Here is a 21,535-nt window from a genome sequence, read left to right as displayed (position 1 = left end):
AGATTAGTGCCAGAGCATTAAAGCGAATGGATAAACGAAAGCAAAGAGGAAATCAGACGGGAAGGGGTGGCGAGGTGTCGGGAACGGCAGACAGACTTAGCCAATGGATTGAAGAAGCAAAGGAACGGAATAGAAAAGCGCGACTAGAACGCGGTCAATTACCGGAGCCTCCGGAAAAGTTCGTGACTTTGCCGCTATCGATCGTATTGGCCGAGCGGTTGAAGCTGTTTTTATTGCCAATCGCAACGAAATACGCGGCCATAATCGCAGAAGATCGGCTGATACCGATTGATACGTCTAAGTTCGAAAGTTATCGCAAAGACATAGAGCTTTTAAACATGTCGATCGGTTTCCATTGCGGATTGATTGCCGTTGGATACCGCATGTTGCTCGGAGTAATGGAAACAGTTAACTCCGCTATTAAAACAGGGATCGAACTTGATACGAATGTTACTCGGAGTCTGCATTTTGCTCTCAAGCTCGCAAGCGGTGATCCGCGGCAAGACGAATACAATCATAAAAGCGATGTACCGCCGTCTGAACAAGCACGCATCATCAGAGCCGAAGTTGATCGACTTAATGCGAATCAAGAAGCATTAGAGACGGAGCTGGCGGCAGCCTGGGCGCACTTTGAAACGATTAAGGACGAGATATAACGGAGGGAATCTGATGACACAACGGAGAAAAGTATTAGAGTCGCAACTAACGCCACAACAACGTAAGGCTGCGCAATTACTCGTTAATAATGAGTGGGCGGAATTGTTAAACGAGAACGGGAAGAAGAAAACGGCGCAAGAACTTGCCGATGAGATTGGAATTGCGCGGTCGACCTTATTCGAATGGAGATCACAGGAGGCATTCGCTGCCTACGTGAATTATCTTACCGATAAGCAGCTCGAAAGTATGCGGTCAGAGGTTAACGTCGCTATTATGAAGCTTATTCGCGGAGGTAGTAACGGTGTGCCGAGCGTAAGAGCACTCGATTTATATATGCGTCGATTCGCGCTATTGACCGATAGAACACTCGTAGAGGACGCACGCGAACACATCGAGACAAGACGGAAGACAGACGAAGAAATTCAAAAGGATATTGCGGCACTGGACGCGATGATAAACGGGGCGTAACCGTACTCTTAACGGGGTGCAGTTGCGCCCCAGTTTTTGCGTTTATTCCTCGTCCAACACCGTATAGGGAATCGGATTAGCTCCGCATATTTTACAGACTAGCGGATACTCGTCGTACTGCAACATTTCTAACTCTTCTTTGTTCACTAAGATAACCTCGGAGTACGGACACTCTTCCGAATATCCTCCCGGATAATCCTCGACCATAAAGCAATCTAATTGTACGCGGAATTGTTTATTAACCGTCATAAAAACACCTCGCTTCCATAGTAGCATTTTCCGAGCAAGTCCGGTAGGGTGAGCGTTGTGCAACCGTCAAAAAACGCTGACATGAGTATGATTGCGCGGGTAGACGTATCCGACAATATCGGACGATAGCGCCGTTTTATCGGGTGGAACTCTCTGGCGGACACGTGCTCTATAACTCAGGGGTCAGCGGTGTATAAACGATGCATACCGTTATGATTACGGATAACGAAGAACCGCATAACGACGGGCTTTTCGCGAGAATGCATATGAGTGTATAACGGGCTGTTTGAGCGTGAAGACGGAGAATGGCGTAGTAGTGCGGATTGCGGGGTTTTTAGCTATTCCGATAAACTACCTATTCGTCGGTTATTCAAGTGTATAAATAGTGCATAAAAACGTAGACCCCCCAAGTGGGGGGCTCTTGTGGCTTCGTTTAGGTGCTCGCAAAATCCGCGCAATATTTTTAATGTCGGGGGTTACGTTTTATTTGAATTTCATTTTACCGCGTTTGCGTTCGTTACCACTATCGATAAGGTTCGCGACAGGACTCGCTTTCTCGTGCTGCTCGTGTAAGTCAGATTTCGTGAACCTAACGTAGACTTGTGTCATTTCAAGCGATGTATGGCCGAGCAATCGTGCTAATGCGATTGGATCGCCGCCAGAACGAAGAAATTTTACCGCGAAGAAATGACGCCAAGTGTGCGGGGATACTCTTGCGTTAATGATGCCGACTTTCTTACCGTACTTTTTCAGCATTTTGCTGAACGAATCCGCGTAATAACGTTCACCGAATTGTGTAAGCCATAAGTAATCGTCTTCATTAACGTTCATGTACGAAATTAATTTTTCCAGCTCTTTAACCGTCTGCTTTGAAATTGGGATGATCCGTGTAGTATTAGTTTTAGTAATTTCGGCACGAACTGTTATTTGGCGTATTTTAAGGTCAACATCCGATATCTTTAGCTGCGTTAACTCGCCGCATCTAAGGCCGGTATCGCAGAGTACGAGCATCATGCATCGATCTCTCAGACCGGTATAAATCCGTGTATTCGGTGCACCTATCAATTTCAATACGTCCTCATCCGTAAATACCTCGAAAGTATCTTTGTCTTCCGTTTGATAATTTACCCCATCCATCGGTGAATATGATATTACACGTTCCCTAACGAGTTGATTGAAAAATATCTTCATATTACGAATGATGTTGTTAACCGATCTAGCAGACAGGCCGACTTCACCGTTAGGGCTGGTCGGATGGTCATCCCATCTCGTCTTTTCGAACGTTAAGTAATGAATATATTCGCGAAGTAAATCCGTGGTTACCGCTTCGTGTTTCTTATCTTCGTACCATTTACGAAATTGATTTAGCGTTTGTTCGTACGCTTGGATCGTTTTAGGTGAACGTTTCTCGATTCGCTTTGCGTAAATATAATCGGATATTGCTTTATTTACGTCAAATTTTACGGGCCTGTCTCGCTTACTAATGAACGTAAATTTCGGATTACTTCTATTAATATTGTGTGACATTTATCGGACGCCTCCATTGCGATAAAGTTTGCGTCATATATTCCGATAAAGTTTATCGCTATTGCGATTGCTGAACGTTTTGTTCCCGTAAATTTTCCGCGCCACTATGCGATTCCTTGACGTATAGTTCCGCTCTGTTCTCGGGACGAATAGCGAATTCATCGCGATGGTGGCGGATAAGCTGAGAATTGAGCATAAGGTGTCGTGAAAGCGGGAATGACGCGGAGTTTGGAAGCTCGCTAAACCACTTGATCGTTCCTTCATGTAACAAACGGGTTAATTTAGCGGCTAGATTTGCTCAGATAACGTAGAAAACCTACCGCGGCTAAACGGTAGGTTTTCTACGTTATTTATTCCGATCGCTTACGCCAAGATACGTTTTAAGCGCATCCTGTAATATATGCGAAAAGTTTACGTGCTGCTCTACTGCGATATCGTCGAGCCATTTCGGAATGGTCAGCGTTTTCTTTACGGACTTGTTCGCCATCTCATCGCGAAAAGGAGTCATCCACACCTCAATGAGTACGATTGCCTGACGCTCATTTTCCTTTTTGATATCAATTACCCGTGCTGGTTCCGGAATATCGTCATTATCACGTTCCATACCGTATAGATGAAGCGCTAAACACTCTTTAGCCATACGCAAGGCTTCATTGTCTGTATCGCCGCAAGTGAATTCTTTAGTGAAGATTGTTATTTGGGTAAGGTTGCCAACATCGGATAAAAGTCCGTAGTCATCACACCCGCTATAACGGCGGGATCTTCTGCGATGAGTTGTGGGACTTGGTCTGCATTTTCAACCTCGATGATGGCGAGCCCGTGAGGATCGTTCGGTTTTCGAATCGGTCCGAAAACCAGAACAATCCCCTGATTCTGTTTATCCGTCCAATAGGCAATGTGTTGGTGCATAACGTTCCGTTCTTCTGCGGTCATATCCTGTGGAAAAGTTGTTCTTGGCGGCGTAGACCATAACATAAAGTGCATTTTTCCCGGATTATTGCTGGTGCTATCCGACATTACGGAAAACCCTCCATTCCATTACCCTAAAATTGTATTTCATACCCATGACGCTCAATGTCAATTATCCCACAAATCCTTTTCGTTATACAAGTAACATAGATGATTCAACGCAAATAGCGTCTGCATTATACAGGCCCGCGTTTTCAGAATGACTCACGGCATACTAGCTAGCATTAACACAGATATGAACGTTACAATACTTGATTTTTCATTGCGAAGATTGCTCCACAAGGTTTATGCTTTTGAGGGGGACTAGCAATTTTGGAACTTGTAAATCGGGCGCATGTGGAAAGTGAGGATTATTTTGAATGGTGGATGAGTACATTTGGGCGATTTTTGTAGCTGAGAATACAGGAGGCTTCCCCAACTTTTATCCGATCGGAATTTACACTTCTCGCGATAAAGCTATCGCTGAACTGGATGCATTACCGAAAAATATGAATTATCATCTCCTCCAGTTGCCCATAAATCGTACGTTTCCTTACTATCATAAGAAGAGCGGCAAACTGATCGGAATGAACGGAATTTACCACGAACATTTTCACTTTAGGGATAATGAGAAGATGTAGCGATTCAGTGACTAAAAAGGCAGGGGAGATACTATGAGGCTAGAAACGGATCGTCTGATAATTAGAGAGTTCTTAATTGAAGATTATAACGCTGTTCATCGTTACGCATCAGATGCCGAGGTTGTTCGATATATGATTTGGGGGCCAAATACTGATGGAACAAAGGGAAATGGCACGATTCATACCAGTATTCGATCTTAGAACATGAATACGTTGGAGGTCGCTCATGAACATTAGAAAGGCCACTGAGAATGACATTGAGTCGTTGATTTTGATGCGGTGGGAATTTACTTTGGAACATCAACCCCATGTACGGGATGATTTCGATCTTTTTGCTGCAAAGTGCCGAGCATTTCTTGAACAAGCTATACTTGGCGAACGCTGGCATATTTGGGTTGCAGAATTGGATGGCATCATAACGTCTCATGTCTATATCCAATTGATCGATAAAGTGCCGCGGCCAGGAAGAAATACATATCCGTTTGCCTACATGACTAACGTCTACACCGACCCAGGCTATCGGTCACGAGGAATCGGTGGTCAACTTCTACATGTGATTCGTGAGTGGGCGACGGCTAGCAAGTTTGAATTCATTATCGTCTGGCCAAGCGAAGAGAGCAGGGAGTTCTATTCAAGGAACGGGTATACGCTATGTAACGATCCCATGGAACTGCATTTGTAACGTACGTGTATTAAGATTAAGGGTCTGTTTCCATTGGTTGAAGGCAAGCATTTCGCGGCTGGAAGATATAAGCGCTCGCATCGGCAAAGGAGCAGTTTTTCTTTAATAAAAGAGGGCTGGCCCTCGCATAACGTTGAAGCGATTGTTTGCACTCGCAAGTGGTTCAATCGACTGCGCTATGACAAGGGCCAGCCCTGCTTTTCATCCATTAATGTTTAACGATTTGTTTCATAAGCGGTGCCGTATTGCGGCGGATTATGATACCCCAACCGCGGAATAAGCATTTTTAACCGCTGTTACTTGACTGGAATTTGCTCCGTACAAGTCGGTTGCCGCCTGGATGGCACTAGCGCGCATAGCTGAGAAATTGGATGTAGGGGTCAGATAGTAAACAAGGGCACGATAATAAATATCTACAGCCGCACTCCGGCCGATTCCGGCTACGGTGACGCCTTTGAACGTACCGCCCTGAGCAAGCAGGTAGAACGCTTTGTTGTTGATTCCGCTGTTCGTATGCACACCGCCGTTGTCAGAGGAACCGGTGTAGCGGTTCGGATAGTAGTCGGGTTGGCCGTACAATGTTGGATTTGACATGGAGCGAAGTGCGTCTCCGGAGACGGAAGGCGTATATACGGCATCGCCGATCAGCCAGTTTTTGGATTCGATCGTATTTCCCATAATATCGGCAATGGATTCGTTTAGCGCCCCGGATTCTCCGTAATAATTTAAATCGGCGGAATACTCGATAACGCCATGGGTTAATTCATGGCCGACTACGTCCAAATCACCGGATAGCGGGATAAAAACAGATCCATCCCCGTCTCCGAACACCATTTGACTGCCGTTCCAAAAGGCATTGTTGTAAGCGGTACTGTAATGAACCGTCGATTTGATCCGCAAGCCGTTGCCGTCCAGGCTGTTCCGGCCGAATTTGGAGGAGTAGAAGTCATATACTTTTTCTGCGTACGTATGCGCGTCTACCGCTGCTCCATCCGTCCAAACATTGTTGGACTTGGTCAGTAAAGTTCCAGGCAGCGAGGTGCCGTTGGAAGCGGTATAAGTTACAATGCCGTTGCCACGGGTGCTATCGAATAATTGGTAAGTCGAACCGGATAAAGTGGTTGTGAACGTTTTGGTGTCGCCCAGTACGCCTGTGCCTGTACCCGTGGCATGCTGCAGCAAGTCGTATTTGAATATAATGCTGCCGTCTTCGGCGCTAATTATATAACGCGTGCGGGTCGGCGTTGGCTCCAGAACGTTGACCTCCGTTATATAGGCGAGCACAGGTTGTCCATCATTTAAGTATACGTTCAGCTCAGCTTTTGGTGTTTTTTGGGGCTCGCCAAGTTTACCGACGATGCTTTCTGTATCTTTCTCGGCAATAGAGATGGCTTGCTGTTCCGTAATTTGGGAAGCGATGCCTTTGGACAACGCTTGATTGTCATCCGGCAGCACACTGCCGAAGAAGGAAGTGACTTTTCCTTCTTTATCAATATGCACCGTCTGCTCCGCGCCATAAACCGGCACGCCTTGAATATACTGCTTTAACCGATAATGCTGTACGCCTGTCTTAGCGTCGGTTTCTTGTTTCACGATTTTAATTTGATCTTTAAGCGCAACGCGTTTGCCAATTTGCAGCTTCTCTTTTTTGCTGTCGAGATACTTCCAAATTTTTTCTTCGCCCGGAGTTCCGTTCGGTGCGCTCCAATTTTCCGCTGTGAACAAGGCAGGAGACCAATCTTTCAGAGCATCAGGCTTGCTCTGCGGAGCCGCTTGTGCGGATTGCACAGCCCCCAGCAAAAATGCACCCGTAATCATAGATACCCATACTTTTCTCATCAATGAATCTCTCCCAACTTAAATGGTTTAGTTTTGTTTTCCCGTTTAAAGGAAACAAATGGTTTGGATACTGCTACTTAAACATCGCCTCCTTTTTTAACCAATGGTCAATATTGGGCTGTACTAGTTTAGTGCGCATCTAAGACTAGCAAGCGCAATGGATAATGATGCAAGATTCTGCATACAAATGCCCATATAAAGGGTTATATGAGAAATAATAACATCATTATGATATATATAGTAACATAAAACTATCAATAATGAAATACATAAAATGGAAATAAATGAGAATTAATTTTGTTGACTATGATTTTAATCACAAGTGGAAGCGATTGCGGCCATTTTTGCTGTGAAAATTAATGTTGCTTTCATGTTCCTTTAATAAAACGGCCGAAAAAAAGGAGTAAGATGGAACTAAGTTCACAATATAGACAAAAGAATAGGAGTGATTATTGTGAAACAAGTTATGAGTTTTTTAAAAGGTTTTCTTTATGCATTTATTGCGATTGGTGCACTGCCGTTTTTGCTGATCCAAAGCTTTCTTGATTTGTAATTCGGTTTTCACATTTTTAAAAAGAATGCCGCTGTTTTATCGGTTTTTAACAACCGGTAAGCAAGCGGCATTTTTTTGATTAAATGGGTCTCATTTTGCTAACCGGGTTAGTTTCCATACATAGGAGTCAAAACGTCCGATTGATTTGAAGGATTCGTGCAAATGCTATGAAGGAAACTAACAGAGGAGTGAGCTAACAATGAAAAAGTTTTATTTGTGCTTATCGGCAGCCGTGTTGTCCATGTCCTTAATAGCCGGATGCACCAGCAACAATATGAGGGCGAGAAGCGTCGATCATTACCGTAATCCTGATATTGCGGCCAGAAATCAAGGCTATGTTCGGCCGCTGGATGTCGGAACGGCGACCCCAAGCCCGACAAATGCTGCCGGCACGGCGCAAAGCATTTTCAGCGATGTTCCAAGCGGACAATGGTATACGGACAACGTCCTCTGGGCAGCCAACTTGGGTTTGGTCAACGGTTACCCGGACGGCACTTTTCTTCCTAATGGAGCGATCACTAGAGCCGAAGTCGTCAAAATTATTCGCTCCCTGGCGGACAAAGGATATATTGTCATACCTTCGGCCACGACAACGCCAGTGCCGACTACGACGCCAACCGCTACGCCTGCAGCAACGGCAACTGGCACTTCGACGCCGACTACAACGCCTGCAGCTACGACAACTGCAACTCCGACCGTGACGCCATAAGCACGCTTAAATAAGCGAATATTCCGCCAAACTGGATACTCCGCATACGTCCATGTTATGATGAATGGTAGTCGGCAGTAGTATATAGGAAAGGTAAACACATCATAATATGGATGAACAAAACAAAAAAAGCGAAAAAAGTTTTCATTTTTTAGCCGTAATTTTAGGCGTAATTGTGGACAATGTAGGGACTTTTTTATCTTCTGCAAGCATAAGCCTCATTTTTTTGTCCACGCAATCTGACAATGAACAAGATCTGATGAAAATTTATTCTTACACGGGATGGCTGGCTGCGTTTTTGGTTATCGGCATGTTTTGGTCTTTCTACGGCGCTTACGTAGCGGCCAAGGTAGCCAAACGGGCCGAGTACTTCAATGCCGGATGCATAGGCGTGATTGGCGCGGCGGTCGGCTTTGATTCTCTGATTTCCAATCCCGGCGTTGCTTTTTGGTACCAAATCATCGGACTGATCGTCATCGTGCCGGTTTCTTTATTGGGCGGCCATGTGGCGTTAAGACGCAAGCATGCGCGGAGCATGAATCGCTAAAAAAAGAGACTCCAGCCTGTAAAGGCGGGTCTCTTTTTAGGTGGTTCAGCCTGCTGGCGCCGGTACGTAGGAAAGCATTGTGTTTTTCACAAGTTCCGTAGTCTGACTCAAGTCCATATTTTCAAATACATGTTCGCATTGCTTGCGGTAGGAAACTTCCTCGATATAGTGGTTCATATAATGATCGATAACGTCCATCGGCGTGCTGCGCGCCAGAAGCCTTTCCATAATCGTCTGCTTGTTTGCATAAATAAAAATTCGGACAGCCCGTTCGCCGAACTCATATTTGAAACGGTTGGCCGCATAGCGGTTGACGATAACGTAAATAGAGCCGTGTTCCTTGAGAGCTTGATCGATGTCCGCACGTTTGATTCCGTAAAAATTTCCGTCGATTTCCGCCGTCTGAAAAAATTCACCGTTAATATCCGCATCGATGAACGCTTTCCGTGAAATGAATTTGTAATCTCTGCCTTCGATTTCTTTAGGTCTTGGAGTTCGTGTTGTGTAAGATGCAACCGATGAGAAGCCGAGCTCTTTGGCAATTTGGTGCGCAATTGTTTTGCGACCGGAACCGCTTGTGCCTGTGAACACAAAGATCAATCCGCCGGTTTGCTGTCCGCCCATAATGAATCCTCCTCCAAATATGAAATTTTGAAAGCGATATCGTGATAGTTTTATTATAGTACGAATATTCGGAAAATTAAAGAGAGAATTCGTGTTTCATAGATTGTGCGGTATAATAGAAACGTCGAAAGGAGCTGTTCCTGCTGAATTTCAAAATATATGTGCAAATGAATCGGGCTTTGTTTTACTTGGTCGGTATGCTTGCGGTCGCGTCAGCGGCTTGTACGGCGCTGCTGCTGGTCCGTATTTACGGGTCGTCGGGCAGTTTTCTGTACAGATGGCTGATTGCGCCGAACTTGATGCTGGCCTGGATTCCGCTGGCGGCGGCGCTGGCCGTTCGTTACTGGTGGCATATGCAGCAAACATTCCGCATCAGACTGCTGATCGGATTGCTGGTATGGCTGCTGTTTTTGCCGAATGCTCCGTATATGTTGACGGATCTGGTGCATTTGACATATTTGAAATCGTCGGTTCCCGTACATTTTGACGTATTGCTGAACGCTTTTACGGCGATTATTGCCCTTTGGGTCGGCTTGTTTGCCTTCTATCTCGTGCACGAAATATGGCAGGGACTGCTTCGCCCGGCCGCAAGCTGGATGTTGGCCGGCGTCTTGCTGCTGCTGTGCAGCGTTGGCGTGTTTTTGGGCCGCTTTTTGCGGTATAATAGCTGGGATTTATTCCGCAAGCCCTGGGCGATCGCGCAAGATTCCTTAAAGCTGCTGGAGCAGCGGGATGCGCTCGTTTTTATCGGCGTGTTTATGCTGGTTCTTAGCTGTTTGTACCTTGTTTTTTACGCTTCTGTCCGGTATCGGGCCGCCGCAAAGAACGTTCGTTAAGAAGGAGAGTTTTCATGCCCAAATACGCAAATCTAAGTATCGAGGCAACGCAATTTTTGCAAAACAGAACAGGCAGCACTCACCTGGAATGCTATACATACATCGATCCGGCGCGGACGGAAGAAAGTTTTTTTGTCGTGCGTACGACAAACAAAGTGATTCATGTCGGCTTTTCCGAAATTGCGTACGATCCGGCCGATTATAAGAGTTTGCTGGAAGGTCTCTACCGCTCTGTCTATGAATAATTGCATAGACAATGCATACGATTGATGATAGGATGATTTTAATTGCATATGGATGGAACCAGGTGCTGAATGATACGTTTCATTCAGTTAAAAGGGAAGTCCGGTGAGAATCCGGCACGGACCCGCCACTGTAACGATCGGGCTTTGGAGCAAAGCCTCTCCTTGGCAGCATGTCACTGGGCAATACCCGGGAAGACGCCGGGAGTATGATCGAAGTCAGGAGACCTGCCCGGTTTGAACGACACTTTTGCCCTACGAGGAATTAGGGTGTGTTAGAGGGCGGTTGCTCCTGTGCTTATTGAAAAGACGTTCAAACCAGGCATTTCTAACATGATGTTGTGTTGGAAATGCTTTTTTATTCGTGCAAAAGGTTTTTAGAAAGGGTGATTGCTATGCCGGGGAAATTGCTCGTCATCGGTTTCGGGCCGGGAAGTTTCGAACATATTACGAAGCGGGCGCGCGAGGCTATTCAAGAAAGTGAAATCATCATCGGCTACAATACATATGTCGATCTTATATCCGGCTTGATTTCGGAACAGCAAATTGTAAGAACCGGAATGACGGAGGAAGTGAGCCGGGCGCAGGAGGCGGTCAGACAAGCGAAGCTGGGGAAAAAGGTAGCGGTTATCTCAAGCGGAGACGCCGGTGTGTACGGGATGGCCGGCCTTATCTACGAAGTGTTGATGGAGCAAGGGTGGACGCAAGCGGACGGCGTCGAAGTTGAAATCATCCCCGGCATCTCGGCCATCAATTCCGCCGCATCCTTGCTGGGCGCGCCTATTATGCACGATGCGTGCACGATCAGCTTGAGCGACCATTTGACGCCGTGGGAGCTTATTGAAAGGCGGGTGGAAGCCGCGGCGCAGGCGGATTTTGTCATTGCGCTGTACAACCCGCGCAGCGGAAGAAGGACGCGTCAAATCGTCGAGACGCAGCGCATTTTGCTTCAGCACCGTTCGCCGCAAACGCCGGTCGGCATCGTCAAGAGCGCATACCGGGATCGGGAGCACGTCGTCGTAACGACGCTGGCCGATATGCTGAATCACGATATCGGGATGCTGACAACGATTATTATCGGCAACTCGGCGACCCAAAATTATGACGGCCTGCTGATAACCCCGCGCGGGTATCAGCGCAAATATACGCTGGGCGCGGAGACGCAGCCGCTCAAGCCGCATCAGCGGCTGCGGGCCGAGGCGGAGCCTTGGGCGCTCGCGCAGGAGGAAGAGGCTCCGGCCGAAGACCGAAGCGAAAGAGCGGGAGCCGCAGCCGGCGGAGAGCCGGCCGTTCGGCAGGCAGCGCAAGCGGCGGCCCAAGCCAGCAGCCCTTTGCAGCTGGCGCTGGAGGCGCTGGAGCTGGTTTCCCGGGGCAGCGGCGGCACTGCGGGGGCTTTGGAGCCGATGGCGTTTGCCGCGACAAAGTCGATCTTTGAATTTGCGGTAAGCCCGGGGATCGCAAATAAACGGCTGAGCGCGGCGCAGTTATGCGCGCTGGGCGAAATCGTCGGCGACCGGGGCGACATCGAATATTCGCCGCACCATCAATTGATCGTCCGCATCCAGACGGACAATCCGCAGGAAATCACTTCCGAGCTGCGCGAGCTCGGCCTCATGCTTTCGCCGATCGGCGACGTTGCGCAGATTAAAGCCTGCGACTTTTGCAATCTGGAAAAAGGGGAATCGATTCCTTATGCGGAGGCGCTGCATCAAAGAATCGGCAACATGGAGGTGCCAAAGGAGCTAAAAATCGGCTTCAACGGCTGCGGCATGGCTTGCTATGGCGCGGTGCAGCAGGATATCGGCATCGTATACCGGAAGGAAAAGTTCGATTTGTTTTTGGGAGGCAAAACCGTCGGCAGAAACGCGCATCCGGCCCAACCGGTAGCGGAAGGCATCGATCCGTCGGAGCTCGTCGAGCAGGTCGTCAGAATTGTCGAGCGGTACAAGCGGGAAGGGCATCCGAACGAGCGGTTCCACAAGTTTTTTAAACGCGTTAAAGAAATAGAAGGCTACCGCCACCAGGAAGCGCAAGGATTCGTCATTGAAAACGCCGTCTGCGGCGATTAGAACGTTATACCAGCATGTTCGTTTTTTATGGATAGAGCACGGTGAAGTTTTGGGAGGGGATAAAGACATGAATGCTGTCTTGTTTGTAGGGCACGGAAGCCGGGATGAGGAAGGCAATGAGGAGGTCCGGCAGTTTATTGCGGAAATTGCCGGGAAGATGGACGGTTTTATCGTAGAGACTTGTTTCCTTGAATTCGTCGAGCCGACCATCGCTCAAGGAATCGATCGCTGTATCGAGCTTGGCGCGGACCGGGTTGTGGTCATACCTATTATTTTATTTGCGGCCGGTCATGCCAAAATTCATATTCCCGCGGCGATTGACGAGGCTAAGCGGAAATACCCGCATATCGGGTTTACATACGGCAGACCGATCGGCGTACACGATCAAATTTTGGACATTTTAACGTCCAGAGTGCAGGATTCCGGCGTTCGGCTGGAGAATGAGCTGGAGGACACGGCGTTTTTGATCGTCGGCCGGGGCAGCAGCGATCCGGATGCCAACAGCGATCTGTTCAAAATTTCCAGGCTGCTTTGGGAACGGCTGAAAGTAAAATGGGTGGAGACGGCTTTTATCGGCGTTACCGCTCCGCTGATGGATGACGGCGTGGAACGATGCATCAAGCTCGGCGCCAAAAAAGTAATTATTTTGCCTTATTTTCTTTTTACAGGCATTTTGATTCAGCGGATGGAGGAAATGGTGGAAGGATACCGCCGGCAGTATCGGGAGCAGGAATTTCATTTGGCTCCTTACTTCGGCTTCCATCCGCTGCTGCAGGAAATTTTGATCGGCCGGGCGCTGGAAGCGGTGCAGGACGAGGTTAAAATGAACTGCGACATGTGCCAATACCGTCTAGAGGCGATGAAGCATATCGATCACCACCATCATCACGACCATGACCATGATCACGGACATCACCATCACCATGATCATGATCACGACCATCATCAACACGATCATCATCATGACCACGACCATGACCACCACGATCACGAGCATGAGCACGAGCACGCGGGAGGAACGAAGCGATGATACTCGTTTTAGCGGGCACAAGCGATGCCAGGGAGCTGGCGCTGCGGATCCGGTCAGCCGGGCATGCCGTGCTGACGACGGTCGTCACGGAGAGCGCCGCCAAAAGCATGGAAGCCGCAGGGCTGCCCGTGCTGACAGGCAGGCTGACAGCCGAGGATATGCGGCGGTTGATTGCCGACAAGGGCGTTCGCGTCGTAGCGGACGCCACGCATCCTTTTGCCGAGGAAGCGTCGAAGAACGCCATGGCCGCGTCGCAAGCGGCGCAAGTTCCGTATGTGCGGTTCGAGCGGCAAAGTCTTGCCTACGAGCAGAGCGCGCTCGTCACGATCGTGGACGACTACAAGCAGGCCGCTGAGGCCGCCGCGCAAAAAAAGGGCTGCATCATGCTGACTACGGGCAGCAAGACGCTGAAAATTTTTGCCGACCGGCTGAACGGTTTGCCTGACACGACACTCGTCGCCCGCATGCTGCCGCGCAAAGACAACATGGAAAAATGCGAGGAGCTCGGCATCGAGCAAAAAAACATCGTCGCCATGCAGGGGCCTTTTTCCAAAGAGCTGAACAAAGCGCTGTATGCACATTACAACGTAACTTTGATGATTACGAAGGAAAGCGGCAAAGTCGGAGCGGTGGACGAAAAGCTCGAAGCGGCGCTGGAGATGGGCATCGAAAGCATCGTCATCGGCAGGCCGGGCATCGAATACGGGACGCTGTTCTCGGATTTTGACGGAGTCGTTCGGCATATCGGGGAGTCGATCAATAAGGAGGCGTAATTCTACGTGGAATTTCATACAGAGTTCAAACCTTTAACCGTACAACCGCAGGAAATTGAGGAAAAAAGCTTCGAGATGATTACGGAGGAGCTTGGCGAGCATCCGTTTACGGACGAGCAGTACCCGGTCGTGCAGCGGGTCATTCACGCTTCGGCGGATTTTGAGCTGGGACGCAGTCTGGTGTTTCATCCGCGGGCGATTCAGGCGGGCGTGGAAGCGATCCGTGCAGGCAAAATTTTGGTGGCCGACGTACAGATGGTGCAGGTCGGCATCAGCAAGCCGCGGATCGAGCAGTTCGGCGGAGAAGTCAAGGTGTACATCTCCGATGCCGACGTAATCGAGGAAGCGAAGCGGTTGAACACGACGCGGGCGATCGTTTCCATCCGCAAAGCGATCAAGGAAGCGGAAGGCGGCATCTTCGCCATCGGCAATGCGCCGACGGCGCTGCTGGAGCTGATCCGCCTCGTCAAGGAAGGCGCGGCCAAGCCGGGCCTCATCGTCGGCGTGCCCGTCGGCTTCGTATCCGCGGCGGAATCGAAGGAGGAGCTCGCGAAGCTGGACGTGCCGTTCATCACGAACATCGGCCGCAAGGGCGGCAGCCCCGTGGCCGTCGCAGCGGTGAACGCGCTGTCGATTCTCGCCGCGCGCAAGGAGTAGCGCGCGTATGGCAGAGGACGCGAAGCCGCTGCGCTACGGCTACACCACCGGCTCCTGCGCCACCGCAGGACCCAAAGCCGCGCTGCTGGCGCTCATCGGGCAGGCGCCGCAAGCGCAAGTGCGCATCCGTATCCCGACCGGGGATACGGTCGCCTTTGACCTGCACAGCTGCGAGTATACGGAGCTGTGGGGCGAAGCCGCGGTGATCAAGGACGGCGGCGACGATCCCGATGCGACGCACGGCGCGAAAATCGTCGTGCGGGTAAGCTGGCGCGATGAGCCGGGCATCGCGATTGACGGCGGCGTCGGCGTCGGACGCGTGACGAAGCCCGGCCTGCCGGTCGAGGTCGGCATGGCGGCGATCAATCCGGTGCCGCGTAAAATGATCCGCGAAACCGTGCAGGAAGTGCTCGACGGCTTCGAAGAAAAGCGCGGCGTCGACGTGACCGTATCCGTGCCGGACGGCGAAGAAATTGCGAAGAAGACGCTCAACGGGCGTCTGGGCATTATCGGCGGCATCTCGATTCTGGGCACTCGCGGAATCGTGGTGCCTTTCTCCACATCGGCCTACAAAGCGAGCGTCGCCCAGGCGATCCGCGTCGCCGTCAAATGCGGCTGCGACCATATCGTTTTGTCCACCGGTGGCCGGACGGAGACTTACGGCATCGGCATGTACCCGGAGCTGCCGGAGGAAGCTTTCGTCGAGATGGGCGATTTTGTCGGCTTCGCGCTCACCCAGTGCCAAAGACAAGGGGTCAGGAAAGTGACGCTTGTCGGGATGATGGGTAAATTTTCCAAAGTGGCCCAGGGCGTCATGATGGTCCATTCCAAAAGCGCCCCGGTCGATTTCGGATTTTTGGCGCAGGTGGCGAAAGAAGCGGGGGTTTCTGAAGCGCTGGCCGCCGAAATCCGCGGAGCCAACACGGCGGCCCAGGTAGGGGACATGATGGCGTCAAACGGCGTCAGCGGCTTTTTTGAAAAGCTGTGCGACCGCTGCTGCCAGGCCGGACTACAAGAGGTCGGCGGCGGGTTAGCGGAAATCGAAACCGTCATCATTTCCATGAAGGCGGAGCTGTTGGGACAAGCGGCCGTGCGGCCGCAACAATTTTGAACAGATAGGATGAAACGGATGAGCAGCACCATCAAAATGATCGGGATCGGCGATAACGGAAAGGCAAGCCTGCTCCCTTTGTATATCAAATGGATCGAAGAGTGCGAAGTGCTCGTGGGCGGCGAGCGGCAGCTGGCGTTTTTTCCCGATTTTCGGGGAGAAAAGATCGTAATTAAGGGAAGCTTGCAGAGCCTTATGGCGCAGCTTCAAAACGAGAGCAGAAGCACGGTCATTCTCGCTTCCGGCGACCCGCTTTTTTACGGGATCGGCGGCTATGCGGCGAAAAAACTGGACGGCGTAAATATTTACCCGAACGTCAGTTCGATTCAGCTCGCTTTTGCCCGTATGGGTGAAAGTTGGCAGGACGCTTTCGTCACGAGCGTGCACGGACGCAGCATGAAAGGTTTGGCGCAGCGCATCGACGGCAAGGACAAAGTGGCGCTGCTTACGGACGACACGAATACGCCTGGGGAGCTGGCGGCTTATTTGCTGTCTTTTGGCATGACGGAGTACCGGGCTTTCGTTGCGGAAAATTTGGACGGCGAGAACGAACGCACCGGATGGTACGAATTGGAGCAGATGCAAGCGGCATCGTTTTCCCCGCTCAATGTTGTTATTTTGAAGCGTCAATCCGCCGGCCCCGAGTGGACGCTTGGCATCGAAGACGAGCAGTTCGCCCAGCGCAAGCCGGATAAAGGGCTGATTACGAAAAAAGAAGTCCGCGTGCTGAGCTTGAGCCAGATGGGCTTGAAGCACGACAGCGTCGTATGGGATATCGGCACGTGCACGGGATCGGTAGCGATTGAAGCCGCCAAAATAGCGAGAAACGGCGAAGTGTACGCCATCGAGAAAAATCCCGACGATTTGCAAAACTGCCTGGACAACAGCCGCAAGTTCCGCGTCGATCTGACGGCTGTGCAGGGGCGGGCGCCGCAAGGGCTGGAAGCTTTTGCCGACCCGGATGCTGTCTTTATCGGCGGCAGCGGCGGCGAGATGGAGGAGCTGCTCAGCATTTGCGCGGCCCGTCTGAAAGAAGGCGGTACGATCGTCCTCAACGCGGCGACGATGGAGACGCTGTACGAGGCGGACAAGACGTTCGCGAAGCTTGGCTTCGTTACTGCGGTTACGCTCGCGCAGGTGTCGAGGAGCAAGCCGATTTTGAACATGAAACGTTTTGAAGCGCTGAACCCGGTCTATATCATTACGGCCAAGCGGCGCGCAGTTTCGGAAGGGGAGGAAAGCAGCGGTGAGTAAGGTTGGAACTTTATACGGGCTGGGCGTCGGACCCGGGGACCCGGAATTGATTACGGTTAAAGCGTTCCGGCTCCTGAAGGAGTGCCCGGTGATCGCCTACCCGCGGAAAATGCGCGGTGCGAAAAGCTATGCGCTGGCGATTACGGAGCTGTACGTCAATACGGAGCAAAAAGAAATGCTCGGACTGACGTTCCCGATGACCCGGGACCGCGACGCGCTGGAAGCGCAGTGGACCAAAACGGTGGAAAGCGTATGGAGCTTTCTCGCGCAAGGAAAAGATGTCGCTTTCGTGACCGAAGGCGATCCGATGATCTACAGCACGTACATCCATCTCATGAGGCTGATGAAGGAGCGGCATCCCGAGGTGCAGGCGATTTCGATTCCCGGCATTTCGTCCGTGAACGCATCCGCATCCAGACTCGGCTTTCCGCTGGCCGACGGTGATGAGCAAATCGCCATCGTGCCGGCTGTGGAGGACTACGACAAAATGCGCCGGGCGATTGAAGATCACGACTGCATCGTGTTTATTAAAGTCGCCAAGGTGATCGACCTGATGCTGGCTGTTTTGCGCGATCTCGGCCTGGTGCACAAAGCTTCCGTCGTGACGAAAGTCACTTCTTCCGAAGAAATGATTTGGCGCAACGTGGAGGAGCTGCAGGGGCGGGAACTGGAATATTTAACGCTGATGGTGGTGAGAAAATAGATGAACGTATATATCGTTGGTGCAGGACCCGGCGATCCGGATCTGATTACGGTCAAAGGGCTCAAGCTGCTGCAGGCAGCCGATGTCGTCATGTACACGGACTCGCTGGTGAATGACGAGTTGATCGCCAAAGCGAAGCCGGGAGCGGAAGTGGTCAAAAGCTCGGGCATGGAGCTTGGCGAGATGGTGCAGCTGATGGTCGACCGCGTCAAGGACGGCAAATTAGTCGTGCGCGTACATACCGGCGATCCGGCGATGTTCGGAGCGACGATGGAGCAGATCGCGCTTTTGCGCAAAGAGGGGATCGGCTGCGAAATCGTGCCGGGCGTCAGCTCGGTGTTCGCGTCGGCGGCGGCGATCGGCGCGGAGTTGACGATTCCTGACTTGACGCAGACCGTCATCCTGACCCGCGCCGAAGGGCGCACACCGGTGCCGGAGCTGGAAAAGCTGCGCGACCTGGCGGCTCACCACTGCACGATTGCCTTGTTCCTCAGCGCGACGCTGACGAAAAAGGTCGTAAGCGAGCTGCTTGAAGCGGGCTGGAGCGAAGAAACGCCTGTCGCGGTCGTGCAGCGCGCGACCTGGCCCGACCAACTGATCGTCCGTACGACTGTCGGCCGATTGGAGGCGGATATGCGCGAGCACGGCATCCGTGCGCATGCGATGATTTTGGCCGGCTGGGCGCTGGACCCGGACATTCACGGCAAAGACGAGTACCGCTCCAAGCTGTACGACAAATCGTTCACGCACCGGTTCCGCAGAGGGGTGAAAGAATGACCATCGCGCTTGAGGAAGGCGTCGTGCCGGCGATCCGACAGCAGGGCGATTACGCGATTGTGGCGATTACGAAGCACGGCGTGGAAACCGCCAGAAGGCTGCATGAGCGCATGAGCGGCACGGACATTTATTACATGGGCAAATTTGCCCGCGGCGATGAAGAGCAGCGGGGGATTCAGCTGTTCGACGGCAGCGTCCGCCTGCTGTTTCCCGCATTATTTCCCGCTTATCAGGGGCTGATCATCATCATTTCGCTCGGCGCGGTCGTACGGATGATCGCACCGCTGCTGCAGGATAAAAAGAAAGATCCCGGCGTCGTCGTGATCGACGATAAAGCCGAGCACGTCATCAGCGTGCTGTCCGGCCATTTGGGCGGAGCCAACGAGCTGACGCTCGAAGTGGCCGCCGCTCTGGGCGCGCGGCCCGTCATTACGACGGCTTCCGATGTGCAAAAGACGATCCCCGTCGATCTGTTCGGCCGCAGGTTCGGCTGGCAGTGGGAGTCGGCCGACAAGCTGACGCCGGTCAGCGCCTCGGTCGTCAACGAGGAGCGGATCGCCGTCATTCAGGAGTCGGGCGAGCCGAATTGGTGGACGCACGATCGTCCGGTGCCGCCGAACATCCGGGTGTTCGACACGATTGAGGGCGCCGGGGCGAGCGAGCCCCAGGCCGTGCTGCTCATCACGCACAGACTGCTGAAGCCGGAAGAGGAGCACATTTTGAGCAATGGCGTGCTGTACCGTCCGAAAGTCGTTGCGCTCGGGATCGGGTGCAATCGCGGCACTTCGGCGGAGGAGATCGAGGCGGTCGTTCGCGAAACGCTGGACGAGCTATGCTTCTCCATGCGCAGCGTAAAAGCGATATGCTCGATCGATCTGAAGCAGGACGAAGAGGGCCTTTTGGAAGTGACCCGCAAATTCGGCTGGGAATTCGTCTGCTATCCGGCGGAGGAATTGAATCGGGTGAACATCGAGGCCCCGTCGGAAACCGTCTTCCGGTTCACCGGAGCTTACGGCGTGAGCGAACCGGCCGTCAAGCTGTACGCCGGCACGGATGAGCTTCCCGTGGTGAAGAAAAAGTCGGGGAATGTGACGATTTCGGTCGGTTTGCTCAAGTTTCCTGCTCCGGCGCAGGCATCGGCAGGAGGCGCATGATGCAGCGGAGAATCGTGATTGCAGGAACAGGCAGCGGAGTCGGGAAAACGACATTGACCATAGCCATCATGGCCGCTCTGCAAAAGAAAGGCTGCACCGTGCAGGGCTTCAAATGCGGCCCCGACTATATCGATCCGACTTATCACACGGCGGTTACGGGCAGGCTTTCGCGCAATTTGGACAGCTGGATGGTCGGACGCGAAGCGGTCCGGGAAATATTCGGGCGCGGCAGCGCCGGCGCGGACATTTCGGTCGTCGAAGGCGTGATGGGGATGTACGACGGCAAAAATCCGCTGTCTGACGAAGGCAGCACCGCGGACATAAGCCGGATCATCGACGCGCCGGTCGTGCTGGTCGTGAACATAGCGAGTATGGCGCGAAGCGCTGCGGCGATTGTAAAAGGTTTCCAGCATTTCGATCAAGCCGGCAAAATCGCCGGGATTATCGCCAACAATGCGGGCAGCGTCGGCCATTACAAGCTGGTCAAGGAAGTGGTCGAGCAGGAATGCGGCATTCCGGTAATCGGCTGGCTGCCCAGGAACACGGACGTTACGCTGCCGGAAAGGCATCTCGGTCTCGTTCCTTCGATTGAAAGAGGGGAGCTCGGCGCTTTTTTCGATCGTTTGGCCGGGCTTGCGGCGGAACATATCGATTTGGACAAGCTGCTTGAACTGTCGGTATGCGAGCCGCTGGAAAGCGTCCCTTACTTGTTTGCCGGACCAGTTTCGGACAAGCAGGTCAAAATCGCAATCGCCAAAGATTCGGCTTTTCACTTTTATTACCCTGAAAATATCGAACTGCTGGAAGCGGGCGGCGCGGAGTGCGTCTACTTTTCCCCGCTTGCGGGCGAAGAGGTTCCGGCGGATGCGGACGGACTTTATATCGGCGGCGGGTTTCCCGAGGAGTTTGCCGCCCGGCTTGCGGCGAACGACGCCGTGAAACAGTCGATCCGGCAGCGGATCGCCGGGGGCATTCCGACGCTGGCCGAATGCGGCGGCTACATGTATCTCACCGGGCAGCTGGCGGATACGGCGGGCAATGCTTACCCGATGGCCGGCATCGTGCCCGGCCAGGTCGTCATGCAGCGGAAGCTGGCGGCGCTGGGCTACCGGGAAGTCGAGGGCACGGAAGGCAACTTCCTCCTCGGACCGGGGGAACAAGCGCGCGGCCACGAGTTCCACTACTCGACGTTTCAGCCGGATGAAGGGGCGGAATACGCGCCCGCATTTCAGTCCAAGGGCCGCTTCGGCACGAAAGCGGAAGGGTTCACGGCGCCGAATGTGGTGGCGGGCTACACGCATCTTCATTTTGGCTCGAACCCGGTTCTCGCGGAGCGCTGGCTGGCTGCGTGCGCGGCTTACCGGCAAAACCGGCTTGCCGATTCGAACGGCGGCTCCGAGCGATGAGCCATCGTCCCGATCCGGCAGCGCGTTAACGATATCGCAGCGGTGAACAAAAAAAGAACCCGTCCATCATCGATGGTCA

The 21,535-nt window shown here is 52.1% G+C and carries 23 protein-coding genes and 1 riboswitch; of the genes, 18 read left to right on the top strand and 5 right to left on the bottom strand.

What is annotated here, in order from left to right; translation table 11 throughout:
- Window positions 1-26 precede the first annotated feature (26 nt).
- Together AC0LWT_RS12305 and AC0LWT_RS12300 are read left to right on the top strand one after the other, a co-directional pair.
- Window positions 27-656, top strand: a complete 630-nt coding sequence (locus tag AC0LWT_RS12305; RefSeq protein WP_474681539.1) for a hypothetical protein — start codon at window positions 27-29, stop codon at window positions 654-656.
- Window positions 657-669: 13 nt separating this feature from the next.
- The gene (locus tag AC0LWT_RS12300; protein ID WP_474681538.1) at window positions 670-1,125 is read left to right on the top strand and encodes a phBC6A51 family helix-turn-helix protein; all 456 of its coding nucleotides are present in this window, start codon (window positions 670-672) and stop codon (window positions 1,123-1,125) included.
- A gap of 732 nt (window positions 1,126-1,857) precedes the next feature.
- On the opposite strand, the gene AC0LWT_RS12295 is transcribed toward AC0LWT_RS12300, so the two are convergent.
- From AC0LWT_RS12295 to AC0LWT_RS12285, 3 genes are all read right to left on the bottom strand, one after another.
- Window positions 1,858-2,901 carry a tyrosine-type recombinase/integrase gene (locus AC0LWT_RS12295; RefSeq protein ID WP_474681537.1) on the bottom strand — a complete coding sequence of 348 codons (1,044 nt, stop codon included), beginning with the start codon at window positions 2,899-2,901 and terminating at the stop codon, window positions 1,858-1,860.
- A 346-nt stretch (window positions 2,902-3,247) separates the two neighbouring features.
- Complete coding sequence (locus AC0LWT_RS12290; protein WP_474681536.1) at window positions 3,248-3,541, bottom strand: type II toxin-antitoxin system HicB family antitoxin; 294 nt, start codon at window positions 3,539-3,541, stop codon at window positions 3,248-3,250.
- A 53-nt stretch (window positions 3,542-3,594) separates the two neighbouring features.
- Window positions 3,595-3,918, bottom strand: a complete 324-nt coding sequence (locus AC0LWT_RS12285) for a YciI family protein (protein WP_474681535.1) — start codon at window positions 3,916-3,918, stop codon at window positions 3,595-3,597.
- 311 nt (window positions 3,919-4,229) lie between these two features.
- Here AC0LWT_RS12285 and AC0LWT_RS12280 point away from each other — a divergent pair, with 311 nt between their 5' ends.
- Together AC0LWT_RS12280 and AC0LWT_RS12275 are read left to right on the top strand one after the other, a co-directional pair.
- Window positions 4,230-4,490, top strand: coding sequence for a hypothetical protein (locus AC0LWT_RS12280; protein ID WP_474681534.1), 261 nt, complete (start codon window positions 4,230-4,232; stop codon window positions 4,488-4,490).
- 226 nt (window positions 4,491-4,716) lie between these two features.
- Window positions 4,717-5,172: a GNAT family N-acetyltransferase gene (locus AC0LWT_RS12275; RefSeq protein ID WP_474681533.1), complete on the top strand. Its 456-nt coding sequence runs from the start codon at window positions 4,717-4,719 to the stop codon at window positions 5,170-5,172.
- Window positions 5,173-5,427: 255 nt separating this feature from the next.
- On the opposite strand, the gene AC0LWT_RS12270 is transcribed toward AC0LWT_RS12275, so the two are convergent.
- Window positions 5,428-7,011 carry a M4 family metallopeptidase gene (locus tag AC0LWT_RS12270; protein WP_474681532.1) on the bottom strand — a complete coding sequence of 528 codons (1,584 nt, stop codon included), beginning with the start codon at window positions 7,009-7,011 and terminating at the stop codon, window positions 5,428-5,430.
- Between the two features lie 752 nt (window positions 7,012-7,763).
- On the opposite strand from AC0LWT_RS12270, the gene AC0LWT_RS12265 reads away from it, so the two are divergent.
- Window positions 7,764-8,273 carry an S-layer homology domain-containing protein gene (locus AC0LWT_RS12265; protein WP_474681531.1) on the top strand — a complete coding sequence of 170 codons (510 nt, stop codon included), beginning with the start codon at window positions 7,764-7,766 and terminating at the stop codon, window positions 8,271-8,273.
- A 259-nt stretch (window positions 8,274-8,532) separates the two neighbouring features.
- Window positions 8,533-8,820 carry a hypothetical protein gene (locus tag AC0LWT_RS12260; RefSeq protein WP_474681530.1) on the top strand — a complete coding sequence of 96 codons (288 nt, stop codon included), beginning with the start codon at window positions 8,533-8,535 and terminating at the stop codon, window positions 8,818-8,820.
- 45 nt (window positions 8,821-8,865) lie between these two features.
- Here AC0LWT_RS12260 and AC0LWT_RS12255 read toward each other — a convergent pair whose 3' ends face one another.
- Entirely contained in the window at window positions 8,866-9,444 is a 579-nt protein-coding gene (locus tag AC0LWT_RS12255) for a guanylate kinase (protein ID WP_474681529.1), read from the bottom strand.
- 167 nt (window positions 9,445-9,611) lie between these two features.
- Between AC0LWT_RS12255 and AC0LWT_RS12250 the strand changes: the two genes are divergently transcribed.
- From AC0LWT_RS12250 to AC0LWT_RS12195, 12 genes are all read left to right on the top strand, one after another.
- A complete protein-coding gene (locus AC0LWT_RS12250; protein ID WP_474681528.1) occupies window positions 9,612-10,280 on the top strand; it encodes a DUF1361 domain-containing protein in 669 nt (222 codons plus the stop codon).
- A gap of 14 nt (window positions 10,281-10,294) precedes the next feature.
- Window positions 10,295-10,525, top strand: a complete 231-nt coding sequence (locus AC0LWT_RS12245; protein WP_474681527.1) for a hypothetical protein — start codon at window positions 10,295-10,297, stop codon at window positions 10,523-10,525.
- A gap of 43 nt (window positions 10,526-10,568) precedes the next feature.
- Window positions 10,569-10,772: riboswitch (cobalamin riboswitch) on the top strand.
- Window positions 10,773-10,917: 145 nt separating this feature from the next.
- Window positions 10,918-12,591, top strand: a complete 1,674-nt coding sequence (cobJ, locus tag AC0LWT_RS12240; protein ID WP_474681526.1) for a precorrin-3B C(17)-methyltransferase — start codon at window positions 10,918-10,920, stop codon at window positions 12,589-12,591.
- A gap of 67 nt (window positions 12,592-12,658) precedes the next feature.
- Window positions 12,659-13,621, top strand: a complete 963-nt coding sequence (locus AC0LWT_RS12235; RefSeq protein ID WP_474681525.1) for a sirohydrochlorin chelatase — start codon at window positions 12,659-12,661, stop codon at window positions 13,619-13,621.
- Window positions 13,618-14,394, top strand: coding sequence for a precorrin-6A reductase (cobK, locus tag AC0LWT_RS12230; RefSeq protein ID WP_474681524.1), 777 nt, complete (start codon window positions 13,618-13,620; stop codon window positions 14,392-14,394). Before AC0LWT_RS12235 ends, cobK begins: the two co-directional genes overlap by 4 nt.
- 6 nt (window positions 14,395-14,400) lie before the next feature.
- Window positions 14,401-15,051, top strand: coding sequence for a precorrin-8X methylmutase (locus AC0LWT_RS12225; RefSeq protein WP_474681523.1), 651 nt, complete (start codon window positions 14,401-14,403; stop codon window positions 15,049-15,051).
- 7 nt (window positions 15,052-15,058) lie between these two features.
- Window positions 15,059-16,162, top strand: a complete 1,104-nt coding sequence (locus AC0LWT_RS12220; RefSeq protein WP_474681522.1) for a cobalt-precorrin-5B (C(1))-methyltransferase — start codon at window positions 15,059-15,061, stop codon at window positions 16,160-16,162.
- Window positions 16,163-16,180: 18 nt separating this feature from the next.
- Window positions 16,181-17,416: a precorrin-6y C5,15-methyltransferase (decarboxylating) subunit CbiE gene (cbiE, locus tag AC0LWT_RS12215; protein WP_474681521.1), complete on the top strand. Its 1,236-nt coding sequence runs from the start codon at window positions 16,181-16,183 to the stop codon at window positions 17,414-17,416.
- Window positions 17,409-18,119: a precorrin-2 C(20)-methyltransferase gene (gene cobI, locus AC0LWT_RS12210; protein ID WP_474681520.1), complete on the top strand. Its 711-nt coding sequence runs from the start codon at window positions 17,409-17,411 to the stop codon at window positions 18,117-18,119. The genes cbiE and cobI overlap by 8 nt, the downstream gene beginning before the upstream one ends.
- Window positions 18,120-18,896, top strand: coding sequence for a precorrin-4 C(11)-methyltransferase (gene cobM, locus AC0LWT_RS12205; protein ID WP_474681519.1), 777 nt, complete (start codon window positions 18,120-18,122; stop codon window positions 18,894-18,896).
- Window positions 18,893-20,050, top strand: a complete 1,158-nt coding sequence (locus AC0LWT_RS12200; RefSeq protein ID WP_474681518.1) for a cobalt-precorrin 5A hydrolase — start codon at window positions 18,893-18,895, stop codon at window positions 20,048-20,050. The genes cobM and AC0LWT_RS12200 overlap by 4 nt, the downstream gene beginning before the upstream one ends.
- Window positions 20,047-21,456 (top strand): cobyrinic acid a,c-diamide synthase CobB, encoded by a 1,410-nt coding sequence (locus tag AC0LWT_RS12195; protein WP_474681517.1) that lies wholly within the window; start codon window positions 20,047-20,049, stop codon window positions 21,454-21,456. Before AC0LWT_RS12200 ends, AC0LWT_RS12195 begins: the two co-directional genes overlap by 4 nt.
- Window positions 21,457-21,535: the final 79 nt, after the last annotated feature.

It is taken from the genome of Paenibacillus sp. sgz302164 (genome assembly GCF_056120505.1).
This window is presented reverse-complemented; position numbering and strand designations above follow the sequence as displayed.

Coding starts and splice junctions, on each gene's coding strand:
- AC0LWT_RS12255 (WP_474681529.1), bottom strand. CDS start 9,444: ATGGGCGGACAGCAAACCGGCGGATTGATCTTTGTGTTCACAGGCACA.
- AC0LWT_RS12245 (WP_474681527.1), top strand. CDS start 10,295: ATGCCCAAATACGCAAATCTAAGTATCGAGGCAACGCAATTTTTGCAA.
- AC0LWT_RS12270 (WP_474681532.1), bottom strand. CDS start 7,011: ATGAGAAAAGTATGGGTATCTATGATTACGGGTGCATTTTTGCTGGGG.
- AC0LWT_RS12260 (WP_474681530.1), top strand. CDS start 8,533: ATGAAAATTTATTCTTACACGGGATGGCTGGCTGCGTTTTTGGTTATC.
- cobK (WP_474681524.1), top strand. CDS start 13,618: ATGATACTCGTTTTAGCGGGCACAAGCGATGCCAGGGAGCTGGCGCTG.
- AC0LWT_RS12285 (WP_474681535.1), bottom strand. CDS start 3,918: ATGTCGGATAGCACCAGCAATAATCCGGGAAAAATGCACTTTATGTTA.
- AC0LWT_RS12195 (WP_474681517.1), top strand. CDS start 20,047: ATGATGCAGCGGAGAATCGTGATTGCAGGAACAGGCAGCGGAGTCGGG.
- AC0LWT_RS12275 (WP_474681533.1), top strand. CDS start 4,717: ATGAACATTAGAAAGGCCACTGAGAATGACATTGAGTCGTTGATTTTG.
- AC0LWT_RS12290 (WP_474681536.1), bottom strand. CDS start 3,541: ATGGCTAAAGAGTGTTTAGCGCTTCATCTATACGGTATGGAACGTGAT.
- AC0LWT_RS12200 (WP_474681518.1), top strand. CDS start 18,893: ATGACCATCGCGCTTGAGGAAGGCGTCGTGCCGGCGATCCGACAGCAG.
- AC0LWT_RS12220 (WP_474681522.1), top strand. CDS start 15,059: ATGGCAGAGGACGCGAAGCCGCTGCGCTACGGCTACACCACCGGCTCC.
- cobM (WP_474681519.1), top strand. CDS start 18,120: ATGAACGTATATATCGTTGGTGCAGGACCCGGCGATCCGGATCTGATT.
- AC0LWT_RS12295 (WP_474681537.1), bottom strand. CDS start 2,901: ATGTCACACAATATTAATAGAAGTAATCCGAAATTTACGTTCATTAGT.
- cobJ (WP_474681526.1), top strand. CDS start 10,918: ATGCCGGGGAAATTGCTCGTCATCGGTTTCGGGCCGGGAAGTTTCGAA.
- cbiE (WP_474681521.1), top strand. CDS start 16,181: ATGAGCAGCACCATCAAAATGATCGGGATCGGCGATAACGGAAAGGCA.
- AC0LWT_RS12305 (WP_474681539.1), top strand. CDS start 27: ATGGATAAACGAAAGCAAAGAGGAAATCAGACGGGAAGGGGTGGCGAG.
- AC0LWT_RS12300 (WP_474681538.1), top strand. CDS start 670: ATGACACAACGGAGAAAAGTATTAGAGTCGCAACTAACGCCACAACAA.
- AC0LWT_RS12280 (WP_474681534.1), top strand. CDS start 4,230: ATGGTGGATGAGTACATTTGGGCGATTTTTGTAGCTGAGAATACAGGA.
- AC0LWT_RS12235 (WP_474681525.1), top strand. CDS start 12,659: ATGAATGCTGTCTTGTTTGTAGGGCACGGAAGCCGGGATGAGGAAGGC.
- AC0LWT_RS12250 (WP_474681528.1), top strand. CDS start 9,612: ATGAATCGGGCTTTGTTTTACTTGGTCGGTATGCTTGCGGTCGCGTCA.
- AC0LWT_RS12265 (WP_474681531.1), top strand. CDS start 7,764: ATGAAAAAGTTTTATTTGTGCTTATCGGCAGCCGTGTTGTCCATGTCC.